This window comes from Acidovorax sp., from assembly GCF_046339755.1.
Classification (GTDB): Bacteria; Pseudomonadota; Gammaproteobacteria; order Burkholderiales; family Burkholderiaceae_C; genus Acidovorax.
This window is the reverse complement of the sequence record NZ_JBKDTZ010000038.1, coordinates 1-11,781: the sequence shown is the minus strand read 5'-3', so window position 1 is coordinate 11,781 and position 11,781 is coordinate 1. Positions and strand designations below refer to the sequence as shown.

Annotated in this window: 13 protein-coding genes; 7 read left to right on the top strand and 6 right to left on the bottom strand. The window is 67.8% G+C overall.

From position 1 onward, the window contains the following. The coding region (locus ACK59X_RS03300) for a hypothetical protein (protein ID WP_409955151.1) at nt 1-193 on the top strand (193 nt) is incomplete at its 5' end. A 139-nt stretch (nt 194-332) separates the two neighbouring features. Continuing rightward, nucleotides 333-971, top strand: coding sequence for a LysE family translocator (locus tag ACK59X_RS03295; protein WP_409955149.1), 639 nt, complete (start codon nt 333-335; stop codon nt 969-971). A 299-nt stretch (nt 972-1,270) separates the two neighbouring features. Here the strand turns inward: ACK59X_RS03295 and ACK59X_RS03290 are convergent, their stop codons facing one another. Continuing rightward, nucleotides 1,271-2,026 (bottom strand): SDR family oxidoreductase, encoded by a 756-nt coding sequence (locus tag ACK59X_RS03290; protein ID WP_409955147.1) that lies wholly within the window; start codon nt 2,024-2,026, stop codon nt 1,271-1,273. Between the two features lie 117 nt (nt 2,027-2,143). Between ACK59X_RS03290 and ACK59X_RS03285 the strand changes: the two genes are divergently transcribed. Then, nucleotides 2,144-3,073 carry an AraC family transcriptional regulator gene (locus ACK59X_RS03285; protein ID WP_409955146.1) on the top strand — a complete coding sequence of 310 codons (930 nt, stop codon included), beginning with the start codon at nt 2,144-2,146 and terminating at the stop codon, nt 3,071-3,073. Between the two features lie 112 nt (nt 3,074-3,185). Then, the gene (locus tag ACK59X_RS03280; protein ID WP_409955144.1) at nt 3,186-3,614 is read left to right on the top strand and encodes a hypothetical protein; all 429 of its coding nucleotides are present in this window, start codon (nt 3,186-3,188) and stop codon (nt 3,612-3,614) included. Nucleotides 3,615-3,746: 132 nt separating this feature from the next. Here ACK59X_RS03280 and ACK59X_RS03275 read toward each other — a convergent pair whose 3' ends face one another. From ACK59X_RS03275 to ACK59X_RS03265, 3 genes are all read right to left on the bottom strand, one after another. Beyond that, the gene (locus ACK59X_RS03275; protein ID WP_409955143.1) at nt 3,747-4,985 is read right to left on the bottom strand and encodes a type II toxin-antitoxin system HipA family toxin; all 1,239 of its coding nucleotides are present in this window, start codon (nt 4,983-4,985) and stop codon (nt 3,747-3,749) included. Continuing rightward, nucleotides 4,969-5,241: a helix-turn-helix domain-containing protein gene (locus ACK59X_RS03270; RefSeq protein ID WP_409955141.1), complete on the bottom strand. Its 273-nt coding sequence runs from the start codon at nt 5,239-5,241 to the stop codon at nt 4,969-4,971. The genes ACK59X_RS03275 and ACK59X_RS03270 overlap by 17 nt, the downstream gene beginning before the upstream one ends. A 202-nt stretch (nt 5,242-5,443) precedes the next feature. After that, nucleotides 5,444-6,343 (bottom strand): AraC family transcriptional regulator N-terminal domain-containing protein, encoded by a 900-nt coding sequence (locus tag ACK59X_RS03265; RefSeq protein ID WP_409955139.1) that lies wholly within the window; start codon nt 6,341-6,343, stop codon nt 5,444-5,446. Nucleotides 6,344-6,475: 132 nt separating this feature from the next. On the opposite strand from ACK59X_RS03265, the gene ACK59X_RS03260 reads away from it, so the two are divergent. Next, nucleotides 6,476-7,252, top strand: a complete 777-nt coding sequence (locus ACK59X_RS03260) for an SDR family NAD(P)-dependent oxidoreductase (RefSeq protein ID WP_409955138.1) — start codon at nt 6,476-6,478, stop codon at nt 7,250-7,252. 33 nt (nt 7,253-7,285) lie between these two features. On the opposite strand, the gene ACK59X_RS03255 is transcribed toward ACK59X_RS03260, so the two are convergent. Beyond that, nucleotides 7,286-8,002, bottom strand: coding sequence for an SIMPL domain-containing protein (locus ACK59X_RS03255; protein ID WP_409955136.1), 717 nt, complete (start codon nt 8,000-8,002; stop codon nt 7,286-7,288). A 194-nt stretch (nt 8,003-8,196) separates the two neighbouring features. Here ACK59X_RS03255 and ompR point away from each other — a divergent pair, with 194 nt between their 5' ends. Both ompR and ACK59X_RS03245 read left to right on the top strand, forming a co-directional pair. Beyond that, entirely contained in the window at nt 8,197-8,928 is a 732-nt protein-coding gene (gene ompR, locus ACK59X_RS03250) for a two-component system response regulator OmpR (protein WP_409955135.1), read from the top strand. 12 nt (nt 8,929-8,940) lie between these two features. After that, on the top strand, nt 8,941-10,473 hold the full coding sequence (locus ACK59X_RS03245) for an ATP-binding protein (RefSeq protein WP_409955133.1): 1,533 nt from the start codon (nt 8,941-8,943) through the stop codon (nt 10,471-10,473). Nucleotides 10,474-10,561: 88 nt separating this feature from the next. On the opposite strand, the gene ACK59X_RS03240 is transcribed toward ACK59X_RS03245, so the two are convergent. Beyond that, the coding region (locus ACK59X_RS03240; RefSeq protein WP_409955132.1) for an AMP-binding protein at nt 10,562-11,781 on the bottom strand (1,220 nt) is incomplete at its 5' end.

Genomic DNA, 11,781 nt, shown 5'->3' with positions numbered 1-11,781 from the left:
ACCACCCCAGATCCGAGCATCGCAGGTTGCCCGCAGCGAAGCGAAGGGACGCAGACTGGGGGCCGCCTTCTCTTTGGTGACTTTCTCTTGGCGGCCCAAGAGAAAGTTACTGCGCCGCCGGGCGCACATCCCGGCTCCCGCACTCAAAACAAAAACAGAAGCAACCACCGACAACAAGCAAAAAAAGCGATAAGCCACACACCGAAGCATCCACCAGCCCACACACCGCATGATCCACGCACCACCGGCCCCCATCACCCCACAACAGCAAACCAGCGCCGACTCGCAGAAAATCCGCCACTGGCCAAAGCACGAACGAAAGACCCTTCCCCATGACCCTCACCCACTGGCTCCTCTTCTGCGGCGTCTCCCTCCTGATGTGCTTCACCCCCGGCCCCGCCGTGCTGTTGGCCGTAGCCAACTCGATGGACGTAGGCGCCAAACGCACCGCCTTCAGTTCGGTGGGCAGCTCGGCCGGCATCTACGTGGTCTCGGGCCTGGCGATGATCGGCATGGGCGCCATCCTCAGCATGTCGGCCAACGCCTTCCTGGTGATGAAGGTGGTCGGCGCGATGTACCTTGTCTGGCTGGGCGTCAAGCGCTGGCGCAGCAAGGATGCACTGATCAGCAGCGATGCCGGCCAGGCCCCCACCGACCGGCGCGAGCGCAAGAACTGGCAGCTGGTGGCGCAGGGCATGGGCGTGTCGCTCACCAACCCCAAAGCCATTTTGTTCTTCTCGGCCCTGTTCCCGCAGTTCATCGTGCCGGGTGAATCGCTGTTCACCCAGTACCTGCTGCTGACCACGACCTTCGCCGTGTGCGCGCTGATCTCGCACGCCTTCTACGTGGCGCTGATCTCCCTCGTCAAGCGCCATGTGGTGGCGCACGCCCGGCTGTTCAACCGCATCGTGGGCGGCACCTTCATTGCGCTGGGGCTGGGTTTGCTGAACACACGGCACAAACTGGGCTGACTGACGGGCACCACGACGGCGGCGTGCCGCCACCGGACGCGCCGGCCTCCAGCGGCAGCCACAGCACGCAGCGCGTGCCGGCCGGTGAACTGGCCCAGGACAGCCACGCGCCCAGCACCTCGGCCCGGCGCAACTGGTGCTTGGGCCGCGCCCGCGCGCCTGCAGCGCAGTGTCCACGGCAAAGCCGTGGCCGTGGTCAAGCACGCGCACCTCGACGCCGCCGTCCAGCGCCTCGCATCTTGGAACGCACCTTGAGCTTGGCGTAGGTGCACCGCACGAAAGTGAGCACGGTGCCTTGGCTACGCACCCGCCAAAGCCACCGCATCCGCCCCCGCCGGCAGGCGCATCGGAGCCGACTCGTCGGTCACCGCACGCCACACCGCCTCGGCCACGTCCTGCGCATGGGTGACGGGCGTGCTCGTCTCGCGCACCGCGGCAAACACCCGGTCGCGGAACTCCGCATAGGCCGCGGGCACGCTGCCGACCATGCGCGGCAGCGCGTTCTGGCCAAAGCTGGTGCCCGGCGCGCGGCCGGGCAGCACCAGGCGGGCGCGCACGTTGAAGGGTGCCAGCTCCAGCGCCAGCGACTCGGTGAAGGCATTCACCGCCGCCTTGCTGCCCGTGTAGACCGACAGCAGGGGCAGCGGCAGCAGCGTGACGCTGGAGGTGACGTTGGCCACCACGCCCGCGCGGCGCTCGCGCATCTGCGGCAGCACGGCCTGGGTCATGGCAATGGTGCCCAGGGTATTGGTCTCGAACACTTCGCGCGCATGGGCCAGCGTGGTGCCTTCAAGCGGGGCCAGCACGCCGATGCCGGCATTGTTGACCAGCGCATCGATGGGCCCCGCTTCGGCGATGCAGCGGCGGATGCTGTCGGCATCGGCCACGTCGAGCGGCAGCACGCGCAGGCGGTCGGAGGCGGGCAGCAGATCGGTGCGCGGCGCGCGCATGGTGGCGATGACGCGCCAGCCCCGGGCCAGGAAGAAGCGGGCTGTCTCCAGGCCGAAGCCCGAGGAACAGCCGGTGATGAGAACGGTGGATGGGGGGGCAGACATGGGCAAAGGCTCCGTGGATAGATTAATGGATGGATGGATGGATGCCGGGATGGTAGGAGCGCCCGCCTGGATTGAATACACTCGACAGTCCTTCATTTTGTTGAAAGAGTCCAGGCCATGGTCGATCCCCTGGCGGAAGTTGTCTCGCTGCTGCGGCCCGCGGCGCCGTTCTCCAAGCTGGTGCATGCCTCGGCCCCCTGGGCCGTGCGGCGCAGTGAGACGGGGCGGCCGTTCTACTTCGTGGTGCTGCAGGGCAGCTGCCACCTGACCATCGACGGGCCGTCGCGCAGCGACACCATCACCCTGCAGCAGGGCGACTTCGCGCTGATCCCGGCGGCACGCAGCTTTGCCACCAGCAGCCTGGACCGGGATCCACCACGCGAGGGCGAGGCCGTGGCCACCCCCATCGTGCCCATGCCGGGCGGTGCGCGCGTGGGCGACCCGGCCGGCGAAGTGGATGTGCGCATGCTGGTGGGCAACTGCGTGTTCGAGTCGCCCGACGCGGCCTTGCTGGTGCCGCTGCTGCCGCAGTGGCTGCACGTGCGTGGCGAGCGGCGCCTGGCCACGCTCGTTGAACTGGTGGGCGACGAATCGCGCAGCGACCGGCCCGCGCGCGAGATCGTGATGGCCCGGCTGCTTGAGGTGCTGCTGATCGAGGCGCTGCGCTCTTCGGCCCGCACCATGGCTGCGCCCGGCCTGGTGCGCGGCCTGGCCGACCCCCAGCTGGCGCTGGCGCTGCGCCGCGTGCACGCCCACCCCGGCGAGCCCTGGACCATGGGCCGGCTCGCGCAAGAGGCGGCCATGTCGCGCAGCGCCTTTTTCGGGCGCTTTCACCGCGCGGTGGGCATCGCGCCCATGGAATACCTGCTGGCCTGGCGCATGGCGCTGGCCCGGCAGATGCTGCGGCGCGGCGAGCACTCCATCGCCGCCATTGCCGAGCAGGTGGGCTACAGCTCGGTCAGCACCTTCGGCGTGGCCTTCACACGGCATGTGGGCATGCCGCCGGGGCGGTACGCGAAGGAGCAGGCGGCCGGCAGCGCTGCCTAGAGAGCGGCGCCGCCATGCTCGCATTCCCTGAGGTCCCGGCCTGGGCTGAATCCTAAAATGGCGCCACCTGCCGCACAGGCAGCCCATCCCCACCGCAGGGAGGAAAACACCGATGTCCGCATCCCTCTTTGCCGCCATGTTCTTCACGGTGGCCCTGCTCGTCACCACGGCCTACTTCATCATGGGCTCCATTCCGCTCCTGGTGCTCAAGCACGATACGCCGCTCGATGCGCGCTTCGTGCGCGGCTTCTTCAACCTGTACTACCGCGCGGCGCTGGTGACCGCTACGGCCACCGCGATCAGCTTTGCAGCGGCAGGCCGGCCGGGGATCGCCGCGGGTGCGGCCGCGCTGGCGGTGCTGGCCATCGTGCTGCGCCGCCAGGTCATCCCCAAGATGGATGCGCTGGGCGCGCAGATCCAGTCGTCCCCAGATTGCATGAGCGCCATCCCCGGCTTTCGCAAGACGCATGTCACGGCCATCGCGATCAATCTGGCGCAGCTGGTGGCGATCGTGTGGACGCTGATTGCGTTCAGCAAGTAAGAGCGGATAACAAAACTCAGCGAAGCGGTTCTGGCTAGGCGCTGCGCCGCAGGCAGTACGTTAGTACGACAAGGCGCAGCAACGACGCCAGAAGAGTTTTGTTAGCCGCTCTAAGTAAGTAACGCTGCGTTTTCAGCGCGCGTGCGCCAGGCCTTCGTCCCACGCCTGCGACATGTCCCGCCACAGCGACTTCGGCACCCGTGGGTCACCCCTGGCCTCTTGCAGGGTGGTGCGCATGGCATCGGCAATGCGTGCGAGCACCAGGGCGGGTTGGGTCACGCCGCAGACCTTGCGGCCAAACTCCAGCAACTCTTCGGTGGTCGGGTAGGTCTTGGTGCGGTGCCTGCCGGAAAACAGCTTGAGCGCCAGTGTCCTGTCTTCCAGCTCAGGCCCGCCTGCGTACTGGGTGTAGCGGTAGATGGAGGTGGTCACCACATCGAACATGGGCGCCAGCCAGGCCTCGGTGGCTGAGCGGTACAACAACCCGAAGTTCTTCAGGTGCGCATCGCCGTTGCGCACCATCACCGAAAACGCCACCTGCTCGTAGAAGCGGTGCAGGTTGTCGCTGTGCAGCTGCAACTGCCGCAGCAGCTCGGCAACGCGCTGGTAGCTGCCCTGGTATTTGCGGTCCGACAGCACGTCGCGCACGCACAGACCCGCCAGCGCCGCGATGTCCTCGAAGCCCAGCCGCTCCACCTGCCCATCGCCCCGCACCACCAGATCGAAGCGGTCGAGCACCAGCATCTGGCCATCGTCGGACAAGGCGAAAGATGGCACGCCGATGCCGGCCTGCCTGGCAGCGCTCAGGCACAGAAACTCGTTGGCGGCCAGGCCCGGGTAAGCGGGGCTGGCGGCCTTCACGATGAGCGAAGGAATGGGCACCGTCGGGCGGTCGGGCACCATGATCTTGGGCTGCATGCCGGCAATGCCGGCCCCCGTACTCAGGTAGGCCGCCACCAGTTCGCCGAAGACCGCAGGTGTGTACCGCGTGCCCAGCAACTCGCTCTTGCTCAATGTACGGGGCATGGCCGCTGCGGCCTGCCCCGGCAGGCCAAAGCCCAGCCGGCCGATGCCATTGCGCCCCACCAATGCCAGCATGTGCATGGGCGTCATCGGCTGCTTGGGGAACAGCTCGCGGATACGCATGAACAGGTCGCCTTCGGGCAGGTTCTGGTCCATGACAGGGAACAGGTCGCCGTCCTGCCAGGTAAGTTGCTGTGCGGGTGGCATCAGCAGGGCCACGGCCGGCTGGCCCGGGTCCGGCGCGAGATAGCGAAACTCATACGTGGAGGTCTTGAGCAACTGGCCCGCGTTGAGGCGATCACCAATCGAGACATCCAGCAGGCGGATCTTTTCAGGGAGCATCGCCATCGTCGTCCATGAAACGGCGCGATACCTCGTGCGCAGAAGGCAGGCCCGCGCTCTCGATGCGCATCGCCAGGCCCAGGGCCCCCAGAACGGCCAGGAGGGAAGACACGGTGGTGTCCTCGCCCGCCTCCAGTCGGTAGACCACCTCGCGCACCTTGCCCGCCTTGTTGGCCAATGCAGACTTGCTCATGCCCAAGGCCTCCCGGCGCTCGCGCAATTGCGCGCCCAACTCGTCTGGGAGCCTGATTTTGTCAGTCATGGCTTGCATATTATTCATAAATTACGTTATTTGCTAGTCATGACTTGCAATGCTGGCGTTTCGGGTGCACAACCTCAAAACCGAGGCTGGGCGCAGGAAGAAGATTGAAACCTTTGTCGCGATGCTGGCGCGGGGAGAGACGATCTATCCGCAGCGTGCAAAGCAGGCTGCAAAGCCGCCCTGATGCCGGCAGGCAGCTCTTTCACGCCGCCTCGCGCGCCCTGCCCCGCGCCGCCTGGGTGTCGCGCACCGGCGGCAGGCCGAACAGGCGCCCATACTCGCGCGTGAACTGGGGCACGCTTTCATAGCCCACCGCAAAAGCGGCCGTGCTGGCGCTCGCACCCTCGGACAGCATGAGCCGGCGCGCCTCGATCAGGCGCAGCTGTTTCTGGAACTGCAGGGGCGAGAGGGATGTGACGGCCCGAAAGTGCTGGTGGAAGGACGAGGGGCTCATGTCCGCCAGCGCGGCGAGGCTTTCCACGGGCAGGGGCTGGGCGAAATCCTTGCGCAGCACGGCCACGGCGCGCGCCACGCGCTGGGCATGGCTACCGGGCCAGCCCAGGCGGCGGATGGCGGCACCGTGGCGGCCGGCCAGCAGCCAGTAGTGCAGTTCGCGCACCAGCGGGGCGTGCAGCAGGGGCACGGCCTCGGGCCGCTCCAGCAGGCGCATCAGGCGCAGGGCCACGTCAGCCACCTCGTCATCGGTGGGGTCCACGCGCACGGGGGCGTGGTCGCCCAGGGGCGCGGCACCCATCTGGGCCGAGAGGTCGGCGATCACCGGCAGGTTCAGCTCCAGCGCGATCGACAGGTAGGGCGCGGCCGCGCTGGCGCGCGTGATCTGGCTCACCGTGGGCACGTCGGCAGTGATCAGCAGCGATTCCCCTTCCGAGAAATCGAAGGCCTGCGCCCCCATGGTCACCTGCTTGCTGCCCTGCAGCACCAGGCAGACCAGCGGGTGCGATATGGCATGCATCAGCCCGCTGGGCTCGGTGGCACGCACCACCGTCATCCCCGGGATGGGGGTGGGCGTGACACCTGGCTGACGGGCATGGGCGTCGGTGTAGCGGCTCACGGCCTGGAACAGCGGAGAGGGAAACGTCATGTGCCTAGCGTAACGCTTTGTAGGAGCTTTGGCACTGGCTTTGGAGAATCAGGCAAGAATTGAGGGGGTTTCGGCAACACCGCCAGGGGCTCTGGCCAGACACTGGATTCCGTCACCCACAGGAGCCCAACCATGACATCCACCACCACCGCAACCTCCACCATCACCCTCATCACCGGCGCCAGCCGGGGGCTGGGCCGCAACACCGCGCTGAGCATCGCCCGCACCGGCGGCGACGTGGTCGTCACTTACCGCAGCAAGGCCGGCGAAGCCCAGGCCGTGGTTGCCGAAATCACCGCCCTGGGCCGCAAGGCCGTGGCCCTGCAGCTGGACACGGGCGACGTGCCCAGCTTCACAGGTTTCACCGAGCGCCTGCGCGCCGCGCTGCAGGCCATCTGGGGCCGCGCCACCATCGACCACCTGGTCAACAATGCCGGCCACGGCGACTACGCCAGCTTCGCCGACACCACCGAGGCACAGTTCGACCGCCTGGTCGATGTGCACTTCAAAGGGGTGTTCTTCCTCACGCAGGCCCTGCTGCCGCTGGTGGCCGACGGCGGGCGCATCGTGAACTTCTCCACCGGGCTCACGCGCATGACGCTGCCGGGCTACGCCGCCTACGCAGCCGCCAAGGGCGCCGTGGAGGTGCTCACCCGCTACCTGGCCAAGGAACTGGGCGCGCGCGGCATCGCGGTGAATACCGTGGCGCCCGGCGCCATCGAAACCGACTTCGGCGGTGGCGCGGTGCGCGACAACCCCGCGCTGAACAAGCACCTGGCCGATGTCACGGCCCTGGGCCGCGTGGGCCTGCCCGACGACATCGGGCCCATGGTGGCCAGCCTGCTGGATGCGAGCAACCGCTGGGTCACGGCCCAGCGCATCGAGGTATCTGGCGGTCAGGCGCTCTGAACACAAGGCGGCAGCAAGCCGCCCTGCACTGCCTCAGCGCATCTGCACGGACCCGGACACGGTGACGACCACCTGCGCCTTGCCCGCCTCCACCGGCACGGCCGAGTCAGAGAAGGACGAGGCCTTGGCCTCCATGGCCATCATGCGCGGGCGCGGGCCGGGCGACATTTCATTGCTGTTCACCGCCACTTCGCGCAGGCTGTAGTTGGCAAAGCCGAAGCCCTTGGCCAGTTCGGCCGCGCGGGCCTTGAACTGCTCGATGGCCTGGGTCTGGGCCTCGCCCTCGACCTTGGCACGGGCCTCGCGCGACAGGGCAAACGCCACCTGGCTGATGGCCATGGTCTGCACCTTGCCGGCCGTGGTGGTGATGCGCGAGAAGTCGCGCCCCTCCAGCACCAGCTCGGCGCGGCCCTGCCAGCCGTTGATCTTGCCGTCCTTGGCATAGCGCGGGTACAGGCCGAAGGGGCCCGTGCGCACGTCGAGCTGGCCAGGCTGGGCATTGCGCTTGGCCTCGGCCAGGGCACCGTCCAGCGCCTGCTTGAGCTGGGCCTGCACGGCGCTGGCGTCGGCGCCTTCCTTGCTGGTGGAGAGGGTGACCACCAGCAGGTCCTGCTGCGCCTCCCCGGTGCCCGTGGCCGACAACTGCACCACGTAGCGCAGCTCTGGCGGCGCGGTGTTCTGGGCCAGGGCGGCACCAGTGCAGCAGGCCAGCAAGGCGGCGGTGGCAATCAGGCGGGTGGAGATCTTCATAGGGGAAAAGCTTTCGTCAAACATTGGTGGCGCCACGATAACCGCTGGCGCACACCCCGCCGTGAAGCCCATGCGCCAAGTGTGCGAAGCTCCGCAAAACTTGTAACAGTTGGTCAAACATACCCCCAAAAACCGAACTTTGCGGCTGCAAGTGGTCAGAATCGGCTCTGTTACAAATTGGACTTGGGATCAACATGGCCACAACAACCAACCGCACCGACAAGATTCTCGTCGTGGACGACGACGCACGCATCCGTGACCTGCTGCGCCGCTATCTCACGCAGGAAGGCTTCGAGGTGATGGTCGCCGAAGACGGCAAGGCGCTGAACCGCCTGCTGCTGCGCGAAACGGTGGACCTCATCGTGCTCGACCTGATGATGCCCGGCGAAGACGGCCTGTCCATCTGCCGCCGCCTGCGCGCCGCCAACGACCGCACCCCCATCATCATGCTCACCGCCAAGGGCGAGGACGTGGACCGCATCGTGGGCCTGGAAGTAGGTGCTGACGACTACCTGGGCAAGCCCTTCAACCCGCGCGAGTTGCTGGCCCGCGTGCACGCCGTGCTGCGCCGCCGCCCTGCGCAGGAGGCGCCGGGTGCCCCCTCGGGCGACAACGAGGTGGTCAACTTCGGCCCCTTCACCTTCGACCTGGGCACACGCGCCCTGCAGCGCAACGGCGAAGAACTGCCCCTGACCACCGGCGAATTCGCCATGCTCAAAGCCCTGGTGCGCCACCCGCGCCAGCCGCTGTCGCGCGAAAAACTGGCCCTGCTGGCCCGGGGCCGCGAGTTCGAGCCCTTCGACCGCAGCCTGGACGTGCAGGTCTCGCGCCTGCGCAAGCTGGTCGAGGTGGACGCCGCCGCGCCGCGCTACATCCAGACCGTGTGGGGCGTGGGCTATGTGTTCGTGCCGGACGGCACGAGCTGATAATCGAGGGATATGTCCATTTCCGGCGCAAAGGCGCGGCCTGTACCGCGCGCTTCCCCACCCGAGCCCGCGCCGACAGACGCCACCAGCCCCGCCCCGCTCGAGGCGGTTCGGCTGGCGCGCGAGCAAAAGGCGCGGGTGGGGCTCAACCTCTTCTGGCGCACCTTCTTCCTGCTGGCCCTGCTGCTGGTGGGCAGCATCCTGGCGTGGCTGCAGACGCTGCGCGCGCTCGAGTTCGAGCCGCGCACGCTGCACACGGCGCAGCAGATCGCCTCGCTGGTGAACCTGAGCCGCGCGGCGCTGGTGCACTCGGATGCCATCGCGCGCGTCTCGCTCATCAAGACCATGGCCGACCAGGAGGGCGTGCGCATCCTGCCGCGCGAGCCCAAAGACCAGTTCGCGCTGCTCGACGGCACGGCGCTGGGCAACCGCCTCACCGACGAGCTCACCCAGCGCCTGGGGCCCGACACCATCGTGGCCCAGAGCGTGAACGGCGAGCCCGGCCTGTGGGTGGGCTTCAACATCAATGGCGACCCCAACTGGCTGCTGATGGACCGCTCGCGCTTCAGCCCCGCGGGCGGGCGCACCTGGCTGATCTGGCTCATCACCGCGGGCGCGCTGTCGCTGGCGGGGGCAGCCGCGATCGCGCGGCTGATCAACCGGCCGCTCAAGCAGCTGTCGTACGCCGCCAACCGCGTGCGCGACGGCGATTTCGCCGCCAGCCACCTCGATGAAGAAGTGGTCACCAGCGAGATCCGCGAGGTGAACATCGGCTTCAACCGCATGGCGCAAAAGCTGGCCAAGCTCGAGCAGGACCGCGCGGTGATGCTGGCCGGCATCTCGCACGACCTGCGCACCCCGCTGGCGCGCCTGCGCCTGGAAACCGAGATGAGCGTGAACGACGACGTGGCGCGCGAACACATGGTGGCCGACATCGTGCAGCTCGACGCCACCATCGACAAGTTCCTCGACTATGCGCGGCCCGACCACGTGACGCTCACGCCGGTCAACCTGCATGCCGTGGTCTCGTCGTGCGTGTACGCGGTGCAGGACCACCGCGAACTGCAGATCAGCATGACCATCCCCGAGGACCTGAACGTGCTGGCCGACGAGGTGGAACTGGCGCGCGTGATCTCCAACCGGCTGGAGAACGCGCGCCGCTACGGCAAGGGCGACGACACCGGCGTGGCCAATGTGGACATCGCCGCCAAGGGCCGCGAGAACTGGGTGCTGGTGAAGATCCGCGACCACGGAGTGGGTGTGCCGCCCGAGCAGCTGTCCAACCTGACCAAGCCCTTCTTCCGCGGCGACTCGGCACGCACCGCCGCCGCCGGCGCGGGGCTGGGCCTGTCCATCGTGGACAAGACGGTGCAACGCATGGGCGGCATCTTCGCGCTGGCCAACAGCAGCACTGGCGGCCTGGTGGCCCACATCCAGCTGCAGCGCGCCAGCGAGCTGCCCGACGGCATGGACCCCAAGCAGCGCCTGCAGCGCCCGGCCGTCAAGCGGCAGCTGCCGCGCCGACGGGCGGAGGACAAGGTATAGAACGCCCGCTTTTGCACACTGGAAAAAGAGGACCGAGCCTTTCAGGCCCGGTCCTTTTTTTGGCTGCGCCAACCTGCGCCAAGGCCCGTCAGGCCGCCTCGCGCAGCGACGCCCGCAATATCTTGCCCACCGGCGACTTGGGCAACTGCTCGCGGAAGATGATCTGCCGCGGCACCTTGTAGGCCGTGAGCTGGGTGCGGCAATGGCGCTCCACGTCTTCGGCCGTCAGCGCCGGGTTGCGCGGCACGACGAAGGCGCGCACGGCCTCGCCGGTGCCGGCGTCCTGCACGCCGATGACGGCAGCCTCGGCGATGTCGGGGTGTGCAGCCAGCACGTCTTCCACCTCGTTGGGGTAGACGTTGAAGCCCGAGACCAGGATCATGTCCTTCTTGCGGTCCACGATGCGGATGAAGCCGCCCTCTTCCAGCTGTGCGATGTCGCCCGTGTGCAGCCAGCCATCCCGGATCGCGCTGGCGCTGTCTTCCTGCGCATGCAGGTAGCCGGCCACGACCTGCGGTCCCTGCACCAGCAGCTCGCCGCGCTGGCCCTGGGGCACGTCGCGCCCCAGGTCATCGACCACGCGCACCCGGCAGCCCGGCATGGGCACCCCCACGGTGCCCAGGCGCGGCGTGGCCGAGGGCGGGTTGCACGAGACGATGCAAGACGTCTCCGTCATGCCATAGCCTTCGATGATGGGACAGACCAGCGCCTGCCAGGCCTGCGCGGTCGACGTGCGCAAGGCCGTGCCGCCCGAGAACGCATAGCGCAGCCTGGGTGGCCTGGACTGGAACCAGGGCTCGGCCAGCAGGCCGGCGAACAGCGTGTCCACCCCGGCGGTCCAGTGCACCTCGAAGTGCTCGAAAGTCTTTTGCAGGTTGGCCATGGGGCGCGGGTTGGGCACCAGCAGATTGCGCGCCCCCACCTGGAAGAACACCAGAAAGTTCACCATGAAGGCGAACACGTGGTACATGGGCAGCATGGTGAGCATGGTCTCGCCGCGCTTGGGCCCATCGTAGGCGTCGAGAAAGTCGCGCGTGATGCGCAAGGTTGCCAAAATATTGCTGTGCGTGATCACCGCGCCCTTGCTGCGCCCGGTGGTGCCGCCCGTGTACTGGTACACCGCCACTGAGTGGCTGCGGTGCTCGGTGGGTCCCAGTGCCTGGCCCTGTGCCAGCGCGCCGCTCTCGCCCTCGTGCGTAAGGTACTCGCCCACGTCGAAGCCGATGCCGCCCGCACCGATGATGGCAACTCGCCTGCCCACGGGCTTCTTGTCGCGCAGCACGTCCAGGTAGCTCAGCACCTTGGGGT